The sequence below is a fragment of the Kribbella sp. NPDC051137 genome (assembly GCF_040682535.1).
Taxonomy (GTDB): domain Bacteria; phylum Actinomycetota; class Actinomycetes; order Propionibacteriales; family Kribbellaceae; genus Kribbella; species Kribbella karoonensis.
The window spans coordinates 1-15,227 of the sequence record NZ_JBFBBI010000014.1 but is presented as its reverse complement, the minus strand read 5'-3'; the positions used below and the strand labels follow the sequence as shown (position 1 = coordinate 15,227).

Sequence of the window (15,227 nt, the reverse complement as noted above, 5' to 3'; positions counted from 1 at the left end):
CTCATAACCCAGAGGTCGCAGGTTCAAATCCTGCCCCCGCTACGGAAGAAGGCCCGGACCATCAGGTCCGGGCCTTCGCTTTGCAATATGGGTCTGACCTGCGGTTTTCCTCGCTCGTCGGCCTTCCTACGATGCGACCGCCGACAGGTCGGGCGGCTCGTCGTCGGGTCCTCGATCTGGCTCGATCGCGTGATCTGTACCCAGATCAGTACCCAAGCCCTCCGATTGAGCCTCGTACACGGCGGCCGCGCGCTCGATCAGCTCACCCATCGCGTCGGCCATCGCACGGTCCGTACCCCGCGACCTGTGGGTGTAGATCTTTCCCGTCACGGTCACGTCGGCGTGGCCGATCCGCTCGCTGAGCGTCTTGATGTTGTGTCCGGCGTCCTGGGCCATGGTGGCGTAGGTGTGACGTACGTCGTGCAGCCGAATGCGCGGCACTCCCGCCTGATCCACGAGCCGGTTGAACCGCGCGGTGATCGTGTCGGGATGCAGGGGCCGACCTTCCGGTCCGACCATCAGGTAGTCGTGATTCGGGTAGCTCGCGCCGAACGCCTCTCGCTCCTCGTTCATCCGGTCGATGTAGCTGCGCAGGTGGCGAGCGGTGAAGCTGTCGATCGAGATCTCGCGTTGGCTCGATTCGGATTTGCCGTCCGACGCCTCTGCCCGTCCGCGCACTACGACACGGGTGTCCTCGATGATCAGCGTGCCGTTGTCCAGGTCGATCATCTTCCGCTCGACGCCGGCCAGCTCGGACCGGCGCATTCCTGTAGTTGCTGCTAGCACCCACATTCCGTTGTAGCGGTCGCGGAAGGCGACGCGTAGAAACGCGCCGAGTTGGGGCGGGGTCCAGATCATGTGCTGCTTCTTTCCTGTACGCCTGCCACGTTCCCGTGGCAGGACGGCATGGACGGCTGGATTGGTGTGCAAGTAGTCCCACCTCACGGCGTCCTTCAACGCGAGTTGGACAACGACGTGCACGTTTCGAACGGACTTGGGGCTGAGCCCAGGTGAGTACTCGGCCGGAATGCGTCCTCGCTTGTACCGGCGCACCGCCTCGCGGGCGGCATCGAGCTTTGTGCCACACGCGGCGGCAATGTCACGCGGCAGTGGCCCAGCACCGCCGCGCTCGTTTCGATGCGCGAGCCAGTACTCGTACATACGACGGTTGTTATCGCCTTTGGTGCGACCGTTCTCTCGCAGGTGTTTGTAGAAGGCGTTGAGCGTCGGCACCGTCAGGTCTCCGAGCCACCGTGAGCCGATTACGGGCTTGATGTAGGCGTCGATGTTGTCGCGGTAGTTCTGCTTCGTAGTGTTCTTGAACTGGTCTTCGTTCGCCGCCAACCATTCATCGAGAAAGTCTCCGAAGCGGATCTTCTTCGCGACCGCGGTTCGGCCGATCGCGACACGCTTCTTGGCCTCGATCGCGGCCTCCCAAGCCGCATCTTCGGTCTCGAAGCCGCCAGTGAACGGCCGGCGTCGCTTGCCGGTCAGTGGGTCCGGTTCCAGCTCGATCCGGAATCCCCACTTCTTTCCCCTTTGGTCAACCGTGACGCCGGGGATGCTTGGTCGCTTGCTCACGCGGCACGCTCCAACTCTTCGGTGCTGATGGACGCCGAGCTGTCACCGTCAACGAAAGCCTGAAGCCGGTCGGTTACGACGTACACACGACCGCCGAGACGCCGGGTCGGTAGCTCGCCGGACGCGGCGAACCGGTACGCGGTAGCTCGGCTCAATCCGACCAGCTCGGCCGCCTTCGGGACTGAGATCAGAGCGGGAAGTGCGGTGGTGTCGATCATCGGTACTGCGTCTCCCTGGAGTGACGGAGTTGCCTGGACAGAACGGACAAAACGGACAAAACCTGCGGGGGGGTCAGCGGTCGTCGTGAACGCTGGGGTGGACTTCGTAGGTGTCGCTGGGGCGGCCTCCCTTGCTGCTGACGGTGGTGGCCTGGGCGCGGATGTGTCCGTGGTCGGTGAGGAGTTCGAGAGCGGGCGTGAGGTCTTTGGCGGTGGGGAAGCGGCCTCGGTTTCCTCGGAGGGCGTCGCGGCGGCTGAAGGTGTCGTGGCCGTGTTTGCGGATCCAGTCGAGGACGGCGCGGGCGTCGTCCAGGTCGGGGTCTAAGCGGCCCATCAGGTCGTAGACGGCCAGGGCGTGGTCGAGGTAGTAGCGGCCGACCTGTTCGGCAGCGCGGATGGTGTCGGCAGTGATCGGGCGGCTGTAACCGGTGGTGAAGGTGTGGGCGACGTGTAGGAGTCCGGCGATCCGTACGACGGCACCGGCAAGCTTGGAAGCCCAGTCGGTGATCTGCGCGAGCTGCCCGGTGCGCGGGTGCAGCCTCGGTTCGATCCAGTCCTGGAACTCGAGAAGCACCTGCCGCGCCTCGGCAGTCAGCGCGAGCTCGTGAGGCGTCTCGTGGTCGGCCAGCAGCAGAACGAGAGTGGTGAGGGCGTCGGCGTAGGTGGTCTCGGTCTCCTCCGGTACCGGCTCGGCTTGGTTGTCTCGTTGGCCAACGGTGTTGACGGGCAGGCTGTAGAGGATGCGAGCCAGCACACCGCGGTCACGGAAGCCGGGCTGTGCGGCCAGTCCGGCGAGGGTGCCTGGCTGGGTGGTGACGCCCAAAGTGAGCGCGGGGCGTTCGACGGTCTCGGAGGGTCGGCCCTTGCGATCGACCTGGAGCTTGTCGCCGGCGTGGCCCTTCAGGAACACGCCCAGGTTGGGCGCGGCGGAGTAGCGCGTGCCGGTGAGGGTGGCGAACACGTCACCTTCGGCCGACAGGACCGCCATGCGGCCGCCGTGGGTGGCGAGCAGGGAGATGCACGACTCCGGGGTGACGTCGTCCGTCATCAGGCGCGGCAGCTCGGGGACGACGATGCCGGCGGCTTCCTTGGCGGCGGCGGTCGCGTCGGCCAGCGCGGTCTGCGGTTCGGCCTGCGCGGTTTCGGCCTTCTTGGCGAGCTGTTCGGCCTTGGCCCACGCGACTCGCGACGCCAGCTCGGCTTCCACCCGCCGCTCGGAAGCCAGCTCGCGGAGCGCGTCTTCGGCCAGCGACAGCGGCCCGGTCATCGACCGGAACACCGGTGACTTGCGCGACCCGGGAGGCAGTGCCGTGACGGTGTAGAGGTTGACCTGTTCCACCCAGGACCGATCGACCCGTACCAGCACCTTCCCACCGGCGGCGGTGGACAGGCAGGCGAGCGCCACGGACGCGGCCAGGTCGATCGGCGTCTGGGTCGCCTCGGCCACCGCGGTCACCTGATCGGCCAGCCACTCCGGGAACACCTCGACGGGGAACGGCCGGACCAGACGGTCGGTCTTCAACGGCACCGGTTCGCCGTCCCACGCCAGGGCCGTCGCTCCGGTCAGGGCGTTCGCCGGCGGGGCCATTCGGTCGTGATGCCTTGGTGTGATCTGGATTTCTGGCGTCGGCGTGGTCGGTTCGGTTGCCCATGGGTCGTCGTCTGGCGGCTCGGTGATCGGGGGTAGGGGCGGGAGCCAGTCGGGGACTCGTTCGGCGCTCATGCGGCCTCTCCGTCCTGTACGGCGTCCAGGTGCTGGTTCGGGTGGCGGTCGGGCTGGTTGGGGTTCTGGCCGGGGTGGTCGCCGGGCCGGGGTCGGCGGGCGTCCGCGATCCGTTCGGCTTGGGTCTTGGCGTAGTGGGCGCGCAGTGCGAAGGCGGCCGGACTTGCTTGCGCGTGGGCGATCTGGCGTGCCTGCTCGAACGCCTCTGCCCAGAGGGCGTCTTCGGCGGCGCGGGCGGCGTCGAGGTCGCGGCGTGCCCGGTCGGGGAGTTCGTCCAGGTCAGTTGCCCAGCACTCGGCGGCGATGACGGCGGCGGCCAGCTTGCGCGGGTCGTCGTCGGCCAGCGCTGCCCAGTGCGGGGTGCCGTACGTCGGCAGGCGGGTCGGGTCGGTGATGGTGGCAACCATCGCTTTGGCCCAGGTGCGGCGCGCGACGGTCGCGGCCGGGTCGGCGGGTGTCCAGCGCGGGACCTTCATCAGCTCGGTTCCTTCCACAGCTCGGCGTCCAGATCGGTGTGCGAGTCGGCGTGTAGATCAGGGTCGGGAGGGCCGGACAGAACGGACAGAACGGACAGAACTAGGGGTTTTGTCGGTTTTGTCCGTTCTGTCCCGGGGTGTCCGGCCCGCTCGGTGGGGGTTCTGTCAGTTCTGTCCGTTTTGTCCGGGGGTCACGGCATCCAGGTCGCGGCCTGTACGCAGCGGTTCGCGGCGCGCAGGATGCGGGCGGCGTCGGTGAGTGCGGTCTGTGCGTCGTCGCCTTCGGTGGTCTGGGTCCACTGCGGGGCGTCCAGCTCGATCAGCTCGCGCAGGGCGCTGGTCGCGGCGTGCACGGCGCTCGCGGCGGCGGTCAGAGCCACCGACAGCTCGGACTCTTGCGCGGCGACGTAGGCGTCGTACTCGTGGGCGATCTGCTCGTCGTCCGGCAGGTCGGTGTCGTGGATGGTCATGCGGCTCGGTCTCCTGGAAGGTCGAACAGCTCGGGTTGGGCAGCGTCGGCGGCGGTGGTGGCGCGGGTGTGTTGGGCGACGCGGCGGCGGCCGGTGTCGCAGCTCTCGCACAGCGCGAGTCGTTCGGTGGAGGTGACGGCATCGGCCAGGGTGGCGAGCGGATCGGAGGCGACGACGGTGAGCCGGTGTGCGGTGCCGTGGACAGTCCCGCAGCGGCCCTTGGTCTTGGCGTGGGGCCGTCCGCACTGACCGGTGCACTCGCAGCACCACTCGGCGGCGGTCATCGTTTCCTCCCAGATCCGGCTACCGATCATCGGCGGCCGGAACGGGTCGAACCCGCCCGCGCTCACGACGCGACCTGTTCGAGGTACTGCACCGGTACGCCGACCGCGCCGGCGTGGGCGATCTCGCGGCGGGTGGAGTCCCCGATGTAGCCGCCGGGGTTGACGACCAGCACCCAGCAGGCGAGGTCGATCTTGGTCAGGTGCAGCCGATCGAGGCGCTGCTTGTCGGCAGTGCTGATCGGTTCGGCGTCGGTGTCGTCGTTGTGGGCGAACACGCCCGGTGCGAGGACGACGTACCCGGCGAGGGTCAGCTCGCGGTTGGCGGCGGCGATCTCGGTACGGAACCGGGTGGACCCGCAGATGGTCACCACGTGCGGCGTCGTTGCGGCGTTGAGGGTGGTCATGGTTGCGTGGATCTCCTTGCTGTGTGGGTGGTCAGCGGTTGGTGGCGCGGTGGTCGAGGAGGCGTCGGCCGATGCGTTTGCGGCGGCCGGTGCCTTTGCAGCGGGGGCAGTTGCGGAACTTCTTGCCGGACGGGGAGCGGGACTTGCCTTGCCCGTTGCAGCGCGCGCAGTTGGCGTAGGGCCAGATCGCGCAGGCGAGCAGGTACAGCCCGCCCAGGACGAGAGCGGCGACGAGCAGGACGGCGACCTGCTGCGGGCGCGTCAGCGTCCCGGCGGCGTCGGTTGCCGCGTCGGTTGCGTGGTTGAGGACGGCGGTTGCGGCGAGAACCAGTCCTGAGCCTGCGACCAGGACGGCGTGGACGGGATCGGTCACGATCGTCACTTTCTGTAGCGGCTAGTGGGTGTGTTCGGCCAGGGCGGGCACCGGTCGGCGGCCGTCCTGTCGGGATGGTTGGGCTAGATGCGGGGTCGGTTAGCTGGCGGTGACCTGGTTAGGTCTGTAACCCGGACCGTCGTGCAGGGCTAATTCGGGCGTGACCTGCGGAAAGTTAGCGAGTGAGCCGGGTTAACCGGGGCCGGAAACTGCCTGGTCAGAGCCGATTTCGAGCGGTCTCCGACCCCGGTGGGCGGGCTAACTCGCCAGCTCCGGAGCCTCGTCTCCGTCGCCGTTCTCGTCGGTGTCGGGGTGGCCGGCGTCGCGCTCACGGCGCACGAGAGCGTCACGGACGGTAGCCGGGTCGAGGGGGTAGCGGTTGCCGGTGGAGGCGACCTTGATGCCGTAGTCGGCCGCGAGCTGCTCGCGCAGCGCCTTGCCGGTCAGCGACTGGTACGGACCCCAGGTCGGCGCGAGCCGCTTCAGCAGCGCGGGCACGTCCGCGATCCGCACCGGCACGTCGTCCAGCACCTCGTCCAGGTCCGCGAGCAGGTCCCGCGACTCGATCTGCGGTCGCCGGGAGTCGCCCGGCGCGGGAAGCTCGCGCTTCTTGATCGCGGCCAGCGAGCGGTCGATGATCGGCGTGATCTGGTCGTTGCCCTCGGCACCGTCGAGGAAGTACCACTGCAACGTCTCGTACTTCGCGGCGGTGAAGCCCTTCACGATCGCCGTACCGCGGTTCTCTCCGGGGATCAGGTCGGTCGCCCGCACGCCCTGCTTGAACGCGCCCTGACCCAGCAGGCCGTCGTTGGCCACGTAGTCCTGCACGTAGAACGCCACGTTGTTGGTGCAGTTGCGAGTGACGTCCTTGGGCAGCGACGTCGCGGTCGGGGCCTGCGTGGACACCCGGAAGTGCATGCCGCGCTTGCGTCCCAGCTTCACCAACGCGACGGCGTACTTGGCGATCTCCTCGCCGTACTCCTCGTGCTGGAACGCCACGTGCGCCTCTTCCAACAGCCCGACGAGTGGGTGCAGGCCGACGTTCTTGTCCGCCAGCTCGCGGGTGACCTGCTCGACTTCGTAGACCTTCAGCAGGTCGCCGCGCCGGCCCATCTCCTCGTACATCTCCTTCAGGTCGTCGCGGATCTGGCGGATCGAGTCGTCGTCGGCTCCCATGACGTAGCGCGAGCAGCGGCGCTTGAACCGCTCGAAGTCGAAGTTCTGGTCCGGCACCCAGATCCGCATCTCCACGGTCGGGTCCAGCGCGCACCCGGCCATGAACGTCTTCGACGCCGACGACTTGCCCTGACCCGGCGCGCCACCCACGATCGAGTTGCGGCCCATCACCGGCTCGCGCAGCTCGTCACCGCGCAGCGTCTTCCCGGCCGGGACGCCCTTGAACACGTCCACCAGACCCTCGGTCAGCAACGGATACGCGCCAGGACCACCGGTCAGCGCGCCCTTGTCCGCAACCCACAGATCCAAGATTCCGGCCTCGTCACCGGTGGTCGGCCACACCTCGGAACCGGCGCGGTGCAGGCTCGTGGCCAGGTCCACCCTGCGCTTGGAGATCAGCTCGGCGGGCACACCTCCGGGCAGCCGGATCACCGCGTGCGTGCCGCGACCCTGCTGCCGGGCCGGGGTGATGAACTGCAACTTGTAGCCCTGCTTCAGGTAGCGGGTGATGTTCGGGATCCGCAGCGAGTCCAGCGCCTGCGCGATCGTGGACTCATCGATCGCCGAATCCCACTCGGCATCGGCCGTGGTGACCATCCACGACGGCGGTTCAGCGGCGCGCTTGCCCTCACGGAACAGCGCGATCACGACCAGCACCGGCAGCGCGAACGTGAGCAGCGTCCACAGCACCCCACCGACCGCGATCACGAACCCGATCAGCGCGAAGAACCCGCCCCACACGCCCGTGAACGAACCCGAGCCGGTGAGCTTGGCGAACACCGCGATCACGAACACGATCACCGGCGTCGCCAGCATCGCACCGGCCGCGACCTTCAGCACGCCCCACGCGAGCTTCGGTGCGTCCATCAGGCGGCGGTGCCGGCGCTCGGTCGCGGCCTCCTTCGCGGCCGTCCACTCCTTCAGCGCCTCGCGGTCACCGGAGGCCTCGGCGGCCTTGATCTGGCGGCGGTAGACGCCCATCGTCCCGGCGTCCCACGCCCGCTTCGCGAACGACTCACCGCCCTTGACGACGGTGTACGCGGTCCGCACGGCAGCCTTGCCGCTGGTCTTGGTCCGGTCGTGCGTGCCGACCCGCACCGCGACCCGCTTGGCCACCTGGCCCGTCACGACGGCACGGCGGACCAGCGCGCCACGGTTCGCCAGCCGCTCGTCCAGCGCGGCCGACTCCTCCTCGGTCAGGATCTCGCCCTCGATCACCTCGGCGTCGATCACCTCACCGTCGTGAACGGTGCCGGTCCCGTCCTCGTGAACCGAGTCCTGAACGTCGCTCGGGTCGATCCGCTCGGCGGTTTCATGAACGATCCCCGAGTCCACGTCGTGAACGCCCTCGTGAACCTGGTCCTGAATGTTGTCGTGAACGTCGCCGTGAAGGTGACGGACGTTGTCGTGGTTGGTGCTCATGACTTCCTCCCGGTGGTACCGGTGGTGGTCTGGGTGGGTCGGATTTCGAGGTAGACGCGGACGCCGAACGCTCCGCGGTTGGGGTAGGCGCGGTCACCGCCAGCGGTCTCGAACGTCTCGCGCAGGACGGCGACGGCGGCGGCGATGTGCTCGGGTTCGCCGGACAGCCGGACCTTCACTGTCATGCCGCCACCGCCTGCATGCTGTGGTCGGGGATCTCGTGACCGAGCGATTCCGCGACAGCCGAAATCAGGTCGCGGGCGGCCGGTGGGGTGACGGCGTTGCCGAGCTGGCGGACCTTCTCGCGCTTGTTGCCGAGCACGACGTACCCGGCGGTGAAAGCCATGCCGGCGGACACCTCGTGCGGCTCCAGCATCCGGAACAGGCAGTCCTCGACAGCGATGGGTACGCCGTACTCGAGGAGCGACTGATGCCCTGCCGTCGTCAGCGTCCGCAGCGGCTCACCGACCGGCGTGGACATCTCACCGCCGTCACCGCGCGAGCCGTTGTTGCGCATGACCAGCGCGTACCGGTCGCGGGTCGTCAGTGTCCCGTGCGGATCGTCCGTGGTGCGCACGGTCGCGTTGCCGTAGTACGGCATTAGCAGACCGTGCTGATCCGCGCCGTCCGTGCCCGGCTTGGGCTCCCATGTCTCGTAGCGACCCAGGAACACGTCCTCGCGGGTCACCTCGCCGTAGTTCGGCACCGCTGGCGGCGTCGGCGTCAGGAGCGCGTGGTGGTTGCCGTTCGCCGCGAACGTGTCAAACGGCTCGGCGGATGCGGCCTTGGTGGTGTTGTTGTTGCGCAGCGGCACCACCAACGCCTCAGACTCGCGCGTGGTCCGGGTCCGCATCACCTCGCCCGTGTGGGTCGCGGTCTCGTTCCACGTCCCGCCTGCCGGGACCAACAGGCCCGTCTCGTTGCGGGTGGTCATGGTGCGCATCGCATCCCACGCCGACGCGGCGGTCTTGCCGTCGCGGCCCTCCACCGGCACCAGCAGCTCCGGGCGGGCGTAACGCGCCAGGCCTGCGCGGATGCGCTGCATGGTCTTGTCTGCCAGCGGCCGGGCACGATCTCCGATCCGCTCACCGGTCAGGCTCCAGTCGATCGCGGCGGCGGCGGGAAGCCACCCCGGCTCCACGACCTGGTTGCGGCAGGCAACGTTCGGGCAGCGCCACACGTACTGAGCCCGGTAGCGGCCCCACTGGGTCCCGGCGTTCTTCCACGCCTGCATCGCCCGCACGGTCCGGTCGCAACCCCCGCAGTACGCCAGCGGCCGGGTCCAGCGGTCCAGGTCCGGGCACGATGTGGTGCGCAGGTGCGCGACCACGTACAGGCGGTCGCGTGACTGCGGGGCGGGCAGCCCGCCGGCCTGGGCGTGCATCGAGTTCAGGTAGACCACGTGCGAGCAGTAGCCCAACGCGTCGAGGGAGTTGCGCCAGGCCGACCACAGCACCCACTTGGCGGCGTCCACGACGTTTTCCACCACGATCGCGGCGTAGCGGTGGTGCTCAGCGAACCGCACCACGTCCCACATCGTGGCTCGCGATCGTTCGGCGGCCTCGTCCGGCAGCGTCTCCCCGAACAGGTCCGGCGTCGCGTCGATGTTGCGCTTGCGGCCCTTGGCCTGGGAGTGGTTCGTGCACTCCGGCGACGCCCACAGAATGTCGGTGCGCGGGTACTTGCGCGGATCGACCTGCGACAGGTCAGCGCAGTCGTGATCGGTCATCGGATGGTTGGTGTTGTGTGTCTCCACCGCGAGCTTCCAGTGGTTCGCGGCCAGCCGCACCACCACACCCGGCACCTGGAGCGCGCCGGTGCTCGAACCACCCGCACCGCAGAACAGGTCAGTGACAGTCAGCGTCATCAGGCAGCCTTCCGCTCGAACTCGCCGGTGATCTCGTCGTTGCTGGCTAGGGACTCGCGGACCGCGGTCGCGACCTTCGCGGACAGCCCGGCAGAGCAGCCCGTGGCCTGCCGCGCCCACGCCGGGGTCACGTCGGCGGATGCCGTACCCGGCTCGATGGCCGCGAGGGCATCGGCCACGTAGTCAGCCAGCAGCTTGCGGCCGGTCTTGGCGGCGGGCTTCTTGCGCGGCTTAGCGGCCGTCTTGCGCGGAACCTTCACAACGTCCGCCGGCGTGGTCGCCGTGGCGGTCAGCTCGGGCGGCTGTGCGGCGTTCTGAGCGACTGGAGTCGGCTCGGGAGCCGTCAGGGCCTCGGCCGGGCCGTCGAGCCGTTCGGCGGCCTTCTGCGGGTCCGCGAGGGCTGCCGCCCGCTCGGCGCGCAGTACCGCCTCGGTCAGCCGGTCGCGCAGAACCGGTGCGGTCTCGGCAGCGCAGAACACCAGCACCGGCGGCACCGAGTGCAGCACGACGCCAGCCACGTCGCCGTGACCGAACGACGCCCACGTGTTCATCGCGTACGTCGCGGCGAACGCGAACCGCTTCGTGCGGCCGATCCACTTCGTGTGGTCGCTGACCTGGTACCGGGCGGTGATCTGCTCAGCCCGAAGAACCGCGATCAGTACCAGCGACACCATCGGGTCCAGCAGCCACGCGGCCACCCACGGAAGCGAACCCACCGGAGCACCCTGCGCGGCGAACGCCTGAACGTTGACCATCGTGAACGCAAGACCGAGCACGATGCCGACCCACATGCACCGGTCAACCTGGGTACGCACGGACTCGACCCGCAGCGCCACCACGTCCGGGTGCGTGGACAGCGCCCGCACCTGCGACGCCTCAACAGCCTGCGTGCGCAGCCTCTCCACACCGGAGGTCTTGCCGACCTGCTCGGCGTTGCTCGGAGCAACGATCTGCGTCGTCATCACGCAACCTCCTCGTACTCGTCGTCGCACAGCTCGCAGGTCGGGTCACACGGCTCTTCTTCGTGGTCCGGGCAGATCGGGCGAACTGACAGGTCATCCGGCTCACCCGGTGCATCAGGGGCCTCGTACGCCCAGCGCAGGCCCGTCAGCAGCGCCTCTGCGACGTCAAGACGCCAGATCCCGGTCTCAACGAATCCGCCGGACGCGGCGCACCAGATCCCGTACTCGGTCATCGCGGCGCACCCCCCGTGAGCTGAGTCGAAACCCACTCACCGGCGGCAGGCAGCGTGTCGGAGGTGTGCAACACGTGGTCACCGCGCCACACCACCCAGGCCGTGCCCAACGCCGTACGAGGAGAGACGACCTGGACAACGTCGTAGCCGGCGACCTTCCACCAGCCCAGATCGACCTGAACCAAGCTCGGCAGTGCCGTCGCGGCGGTCATGCCGCGTCCTCCGATTCCGGGCAACGGTTCGCCAGCTCGCGGCGCACCTTCAGCACCCGACGCTCCGCACGTCGCACACGCCGGTGGTCCAGCGGCGAGGCTTCCCGACCCGCGTTCAACAGCGCGATCTCGGCGTCCAACAGATCCTGCTCAGCCTCGATCAGCGGCCACTCACGCTCGATCGCTGCCAGATCGGCCGAACTCGGCTCTTCGCCGGTCACAGCCGCAAGGTGGATGATGCTCATCAGGGTTGTGCTCCTCTACGCAATGGATTGGTGCGACCCAGACGCCTCGGTGGTGCCAGCCACCGGGGCGTCGCTCGTATGGACTGCGGAGGTGCCGAATACAGCACCGATGCTGTATAGCTTTACAGCAAACGTGCTGTATTGCAAGACTGGTGTCGTCGGCATGTCTCAACTGTGCTGGCGAACCGAGCCGTGATGAACTGACCGGTAGTACGGGTTCTGGGCGGCCATGCAGGCGTCGAACGGAGGTGCTGAGCGAGTGGCGAGGAGCAAAACCCTGACCGTCGCGCAGGGTTCCCGGGAGACGCCCGAGTTCGGCATCGTTTCGGGATACCTGTTCAAGCTCGTCCGAGGCTCGCTCGGCTGCACGCAAGTCGATCTCGCGGAGCGGCTCGGCGTTGACGACAACACCATCCAGGGCTGGGAGAGTGGCCGGCGTCCACTGTCGGCGCTTCGGGCTGCGGATCTCATGCGACTAACCCACCGCCTCGCGTCGATGGGCGCGCCTACAGCGGCGACAGCGCTCCTCCCGTCCGCGATCGAAGCTGATGTGTTCCTAACGACGGCAGTTCGCGCGGGCGGACGAACGCTTCCGATTTGGGAGAACCCGCTTGCGGCCAGCGTCCATCGCCGTAGCTTCGTTTCGTTGGTGACTTGGCCTTTTACCGGGGTAGTTCCTTCAGTGGTTCGACACCTACCGCTTCCGAAGGCTCGGGGACCTGTTGCTGATCGACCGCAAATGTCAGCGGCGATGCGACAGGCGTTTTTTGATCAGATGCGCACTTCAGCTGAGGTGGCCGGAAATGAGGCCACTCTTCTTCGAAGGCAAGCAACCTATCTTCTGGCGTTCGATGGTCGCGAGGAGACGGCGCAATGGCTTTCGAGGGAACATAAAAGAACCGCAGTGCGTTCTATTAATGAGAAGGATCTGCCCTCCGGGATTCTTACAAGGACCGCGTCGTTGGCCCTCGCTCGGCAGGGTGACCTAGAGCCGGTCCGGCACTTCATCCAAGGAACATTGGCTAACGACGGACAGACGCTTGCGAGTCTTACGTACTGGGCGTATTGGCTCGGTGAGATACCAGACACATTCGCGAGTGACGGTGAGATGGTCGAACTCGGAGCGCGCTCGTGGTCGGGGCGTCGGCTGGCGGAACATCTGATTGGTCACCTAGACGACCCTCGAAATGCTGAAATGAACATCCATAGCCTTCTGTGTCTGGTTATGGCGAGGAAGGAGCTGCTTGAATCAGACGGCGACCTGCGCAGCCGCACTCTGCTTGCGATTGAACAGGCTGAATCCAGTGAACTCAGCAGACACGCACGACAAGAACTCCAGAATCTCCGCTTCGCGACGCAGCTCGCAGGGCGCTAAGGGAAGGGCGGCAAGCGAATGAGCACAGACGACCAGGAGCAGAAGGAAGCTGCGGCGATCGCGGCATTCTCTTTCGAGATGGGCGTCTTGAAGCGGCAGCGGAGGTCTGGTTGGTGGCACGCCGGCGTGCGTGATCCTGAATCGATCGCGGAGCACAGCCTTCGTGTTGCGCAGTTGGCGGGGATTATCGCGGCGGCAGAAGGTGCGGACCCGGCTCGGGCGGCGTACATGGGCTTGTGGCACGACTCGCAAGAGACGCGCATCGGAGACATTCCGCACAGCGCCAAGCCCTATGTTCAGGCGAGAGGCAATACCGAGATCACGGCAGATCAGGTTGCCGGAATGCCGGAATCGGTGGCAAATTCGGTGATCGATGCCGTAGGTGAATACGAATCTCGGGAGTCGTTGGAGGCGATCTGCGCGCACGATGCCGACAAGCTGGAGTGTCTAATCCAGGCAGTCGAGTATCGAGACATCGGTGTTGAGCGAGTGCAAAGCTGGATCGACTCTTCGCGAGCCGCACTCAAGACGGAAACCGCGCAGCGAATCGCGGACGTAGCTCTGACGATTTCGCCGTTGAGTTGGCGGGAGAAGTAGATGAGTGATTCCGGCAAAGAGCTCCCGACCGATTGGTGGATGACAGACGACGTTGCGGCCTTCCTTGGCATCTCCGGTTCGACGGTCCGCGCGTACATCACTCGGCACCAGATGCCAGAGCCTGACCGTATGTTCGGCCGATCGCCAGGCTGGCGACCGCAGACGATCGAGACATGGAACGCGAGCCGCCCCCGGAAAGCCGGGAAGAGAGTATCTGCGGATAGGTAGTGATCCACGCGTGAATGGACAAGCTCGAAAGTGAATTTGTGGGCGATCCTCGCTACGGCCGGCGTCGGCCTGATTGCTGGGCAGATTGGTGCGTGGTTGCAAAGTCGGAGAGATGCCGACGCCGATCGGCGTCGGCAGCTCGCCGAGACAGAACGCCTCAGGCTCCAGCTCGCAGATAGTCGAGAACAGCAGCGGCAAGATCGCGACTACAAGGACGTTTTGGAGTGGCGTGAGCGCAGGTTGACGGTCTACCAGACGGCATCCAAGGCTATTCACGATCTGTATCAGGCGACGTATGAATTTACACTCCATGCCCATCCTGAATTGGTGACCTTGGCGCTGGGGCGCATTAGGAAGGCAGCGGAGATCCTGGATGCGCAACTCGAACAATGCGCCATTATTGGAACGAAAGATACGCGCATGGCGGCGTTGAAGCTCCAAAGCACCGTGGAAGATCTTCTATATCGAGCGTCGAAATACGAATCGCACGCATCAGCTATGAGCGCAGACCCGTCTCGTGGCTCGCAGCTGTTCGCGAAGATTGCTCGCGATCGACGGCAGAGATTTGGTACAAGCAAACCGGCTCCGGATGAGCCGGAATATCTCGCAGTCGATAAGCTTGCCAAAGAGTTTGGTGAGCCGGACGACTGGCTGATCGAGCATTGCGAGGATTGGCGGGCGGTTGCTCGCGCCGAGCTGGGTGTTCCGGACTAGCCCTACGAGCCCCCTGCTGACAGCGCGGGCGTAGTCGCTTAGATTCGAACGTATGAGCGACTGGCGCGGTCCGATGCGGTTCACCGATCGATGGGACTGGGATAGCCCGACGCTGGCCCCCTATCAGTACGGGATCTGGGACAACGCCCGGAGCGAGTGGGTCGCGAGGAGTCTGACGGGGCCCGTGGCGGGCCTCCAGGCGGCGACGCTCTCCCTGCGCTACTCGGGACTTGCGGAGCGGCCGGAGCGTGATGCTCGCTGGCTCGATCCGACGATCCATGTCGAGCTGACCGTTTCTCCGACGATGACGGAGGTGACCCTGCTGCGTATGTGGGCGCGCGAGTCGGACGGCTGGTACGGGTACGTCACCTACCTTGAGCGGCACCCGCTGAATCCCGGTCGGTGGGCGCACTCGTCGGCTCTGAGGCCGCTGTCGGGGGACGAGATTCAGGCATTCTCGCGGCACCGCGAGGGCCGGAATCCGTACCCAGAACCGTACCCAGGACGGTAGAGACAAGGTGGTCCCGGTCGGGACGGATGAGACGAATCGGACGGTCACTGAGCCTTGAAATGCTGATGGTTCGGGACTGTCGCGACGCGCTGAGACACCTCCGTGCCTACTCATAACCCAGAGGTCGCAGGTTCAAATCCTGCCCCCGCTACGGAA

Annotated in this window: 19 protein-coding genes; 4 read left to right on the top strand and 15 right to left on the bottom strand. The window is 66.8% G+C overall.

All coding sequences use genetic code 11. The features are described from left to right. Positions 1–126: 126 nt before the first annotated feature. The 15 genes from AB0M51_RS42530 to AB0M51_RS42460 form a co-directional block, all read right to left on the bottom strand. Complete coding sequence (locus AB0M51_RS42530; protein WP_363754642.1) at positions 127–1,581, bottom strand: tyrosine-type recombinase/integrase; 1,455 nt, start codon at positions 1,579–1,581, stop codon at positions 127–129. Continuing rightward, positions 1,578–1,799, bottom strand: coding sequence for a helix-turn-helix domain-containing protein (locus AB0M51_RS42525; protein WP_363754639.1), 222 nt, complete (start codon positions 1,797–1,799; stop codon positions 1,578–1,580). The genes AB0M51_RS42530 and AB0M51_RS42525 overlap by 4 nt, the downstream gene beginning before the upstream one ends. Positions 1,800–1,872: 73 nt before the next feature. Then, entirely contained in the window at positions 1,873–3,387 is a 1,515-nt protein-coding gene (locus tag AB0M51_RS42520; RefSeq protein ID WP_363754636.1) for a YfjI family protein, read from the bottom strand. A 131-nt stretch (positions 3,388–3,518) separates the two neighbouring features. Continuing rightward, the gene (locus tag AB0M51_RS42515) at positions 3,519–3,998 is read right to left on the bottom strand and encodes a DUF2742 domain-containing protein (RefSeq protein WP_363754633.1); all 480 of its coding nucleotides are present in this window, start codon (positions 3,996–3,998) and stop codon (positions 3,519–3,521) included. Between the two features lie 191 nt (positions 3,999–4,189). Then, entirely contained in the window at positions 4,190–4,468 is a 279-nt protein-coding gene (locus tag AB0M51_RS42510) for a hypothetical protein (protein ID WP_363754630.1), read from the bottom strand. Beyond that, positions 4,465–4,818 (bottom strand): hypothetical protein, encoded by a 354-nt coding sequence (locus AB0M51_RS42505; RefSeq protein WP_363754627.1) that lies wholly within the window; start codon positions 4,816–4,818, stop codon positions 4,465–4,467. The genes AB0M51_RS42510 and AB0M51_RS42505 overlap by 4 nt, the downstream gene beginning before the upstream one ends. Then, the gene (locus AB0M51_RS42500; protein ID WP_363754624.1) at positions 4,815–5,156 is read right to left on the bottom strand and encodes a hypothetical protein; all 342 of its coding nucleotides are present in this window, start codon (positions 5,154–5,156) and stop codon (positions 4,815–4,817) included. The genes AB0M51_RS42505 and AB0M51_RS42500 overlap by 4 nt, the downstream gene beginning before the upstream one ends. 31 nt (positions 5,157–5,187) lie before the next feature. After that, positions 5,188–5,529: a hypothetical protein gene (locus tag AB0M51_RS42495; protein ID WP_363754622.1), complete on the bottom strand. Its 342-nt coding sequence runs from the start codon at positions 5,527–5,529 to the stop codon at positions 5,188–5,190. A 258-nt stretch (positions 5,530–5,787) separates the two neighbouring features. After that, on the bottom strand, positions 5,788–8,127 hold the full coding sequence (locus tag AB0M51_RS42490) for a cell division protein FtsK (RefSeq protein WP_363754620.1): 2,340 nt from the start codon (positions 8,125–8,127) through the stop codon (positions 5,788–5,790). Further along, the gene (locus AB0M51_RS42485; protein ID WP_363754618.1) at positions 8,124–8,312 is read right to left on the bottom strand and encodes a hypothetical protein; all 189 of its coding nucleotides are present in this window, start codon (positions 8,310–8,312) and stop codon (positions 8,124–8,126) included. The genes AB0M51_RS42490 and AB0M51_RS42485 overlap by 4 nt, the downstream gene beginning before the upstream one ends. Beyond that, positions 8,309–9,994 carry a DNA cytosine methyltransferase gene (locus AB0M51_RS42480; protein ID WP_363754616.1) on the bottom strand — a complete coding sequence of 562 codons (1,686 nt, stop codon included), beginning with the start codon at positions 9,992–9,994 and terminating at the stop codon, positions 8,309–8,311. The genes AB0M51_RS42485 and AB0M51_RS42480 overlap by 4 nt, the downstream gene beginning before the upstream one ends. Continuing rightward, the gene (locus AB0M51_RS42475; protein WP_363754614.1) at positions 9,994–10,956 is read right to left on the bottom strand and encodes a hypothetical protein; all 963 of its coding nucleotides are present in this window, start codon (positions 10,954–10,956) and stop codon (positions 9,994–9,996) included. The genes AB0M51_RS42480 and AB0M51_RS42475 overlap by 1 nt, the downstream gene beginning before the upstream one ends. Further along, positions 10,956–11,189 carry a hypothetical protein gene (locus AB0M51_RS42470; protein ID WP_363754612.1) on the bottom strand — a complete coding sequence of 78 codons (234 nt, stop codon included), beginning with the start codon at positions 11,187–11,189 and terminating at the stop codon, positions 10,956–10,958. Before AB0M51_RS42470 ends, AB0M51_RS42475 begins: the two co-directional genes overlap by 1 nt. Then, positions 11,186–11,401, bottom strand: coding sequence for a hypothetical protein (locus AB0M51_RS42465; RefSeq protein WP_363754610.1), 216 nt, complete (start codon positions 11,399–11,401; stop codon positions 11,186–11,188). The genes AB0M51_RS42470 and AB0M51_RS42465 overlap by 4 nt, the downstream gene beginning before the upstream one ends. Further along, on the bottom strand, positions 11,398–11,646 hold the full coding sequence (locus AB0M51_RS42460; protein ID WP_363754608.1) for a DUF6284 family protein: 249 nt from the start codon (positions 11,644–11,646) through the stop codon (positions 11,398–11,400). The genes AB0M51_RS42465 and AB0M51_RS42460 overlap by 4 nt, the downstream gene beginning before the upstream one ends. 259 nt (positions 11,647–11,905) lie before the next feature. On the opposite strand from AB0M51_RS42460, the gene AB0M51_RS42455 reads away from it, so the two are divergent. The 4 genes from AB0M51_RS42455 to AB0M51_RS42440 all read left to right on the top strand — a co-directional run bounded on the left by AB0M51_RS42455 (position 11,906) and on the right by AB0M51_RS42440 (position 15,071). Continuing rightward, complete coding sequence (locus AB0M51_RS42455) at positions 11,906–13,021, top strand: helix-turn-helix transcriptional regulator (protein WP_363754606.1); 1,116 nt, start codon at positions 11,906–11,908, stop codon at positions 13,019–13,021. Between the two features lie 18 nt (positions 13,022–13,039). Beyond that, positions 13,040–13,618, top strand: a complete 579-nt coding sequence (locus AB0M51_RS42450) for an HD domain-containing protein (protein WP_363754604.1) — start codon at positions 13,040–13,042, stop codon at positions 13,616–13,618. Positions 13,619–13,876: 258 nt separating this feature from the next. Then, positions 13,877–14,560 carry a hypothetical protein gene (locus AB0M51_RS42445; protein ID WP_363754602.1) on the top strand — a complete coding sequence of 228 codons (684 nt, stop codon included), beginning with the start codon at positions 13,877–13,879 and terminating at the stop codon, positions 14,558–14,560. Between the two features lie 52 nt (positions 14,561–14,612). Then, positions 14,613–15,071, top strand: a complete 459-nt coding sequence (locus AB0M51_RS42440; RefSeq protein WP_363754600.1) for a hypothetical protein — start codon at positions 14,613–14,615, stop codon at positions 15,069–15,071. The last annotated feature ends 156 nt before the right edge of the window (positions 15,072–15,227 follow it).

Excerpts from the sequence above, each read along its gene's own strand:
- AB0M51_RS42520 (WP_363754636.1), bottom strand. The coding sequence starts at position 3,387 with ATGGCCCCGCCGGCGAACGCCCTGACCGGAGCGACGGCCCTGGCGTGG.
- AB0M51_RS42515 (WP_363754633.1), bottom strand. The coding sequence starts at position 3,998 with ATGAAGGTCCCGCGCTGGACACCCGCCGACCCGGCCGCGACCGTCGCG.
- AB0M51_RS42450 (WP_363754604.1), top strand. The coding sequence starts at position 13,040 with ATGAGCACAGACGACCAGGAGCAGAAGGAAGCTGCGGCGATCGCGGCA.
- AB0M51_RS42475 (WP_363754614.1), bottom strand. The coding sequence starts at position 10,956 with ATGACGACGCAGATCGTTGCTCCGAGCAACGCCGAGCAGGTCGGCAAG.
- AB0M51_RS42460 (WP_363754608.1), bottom strand. The coding sequence starts at position 11,646 with ATGAGCATCATCCACCTTGCGGCTGTGACCGGCGAAGAGCCGAGTTCG.
- AB0M51_RS42500 (WP_363754624.1), bottom strand. The coding sequence starts at position 5,156 with ATGACCACCCTCAACGCCGCAACGACGCCGCACGTGGTGACCATCTGC.
- AB0M51_RS42480 (WP_363754616.1), bottom strand. The coding sequence starts at position 9,994 with ATGACGCTGACTGTCACTGACCTGTTCTGCGGTGCGGGTGGTTCGAGC.
- AB0M51_RS42490 (WP_363754620.1), bottom strand. The coding sequence starts at position 8,127 with ATGAGCACCAACCACGACAACGTCCGTCACCTTCACGGCGACGTTCAC.
- AB0M51_RS42485 (WP_363754618.1), bottom strand. The coding sequence starts at position 8,312 with ATGACAGTGAAGGTCCGGCTGTCCGGCGAACCCGAGCACATCGCCGCC.
- AB0M51_RS42470 (WP_363754612.1), bottom strand. The coding sequence starts at position 11,189 with ATGACCGAGTACGGGATCTGGTGCGCCGCGTCCGGCGGATTCGTTGAG.
- AB0M51_RS42440 (WP_363754600.1), top strand. The coding sequence starts at position 14,613 with ATGAGCGACTGGCGCGGTCCGATGCGGTTCACCGATCGATGGGACTGG.
- AB0M51_RS42465 (WP_363754610.1), bottom strand. The coding sequence starts at position 11,401 with ATGACCGCCGCGACGGCACTGCCGAGCTTGGTTCAGGTCGATCTGGGC.
- AB0M51_RS42525 (WP_363754639.1), bottom strand. The coding sequence starts at position 1,799 with ATGATCGACACCACCGCACTTCCCGCTCTGATCTCAGTCCCGAAGGCG.
- AB0M51_RS42510 (WP_363754630.1), bottom strand. The coding sequence starts at position 4,468 with ATGACCATCCACGACACCGACCTGCCGGACGACGAGCAGATCGCCCAC.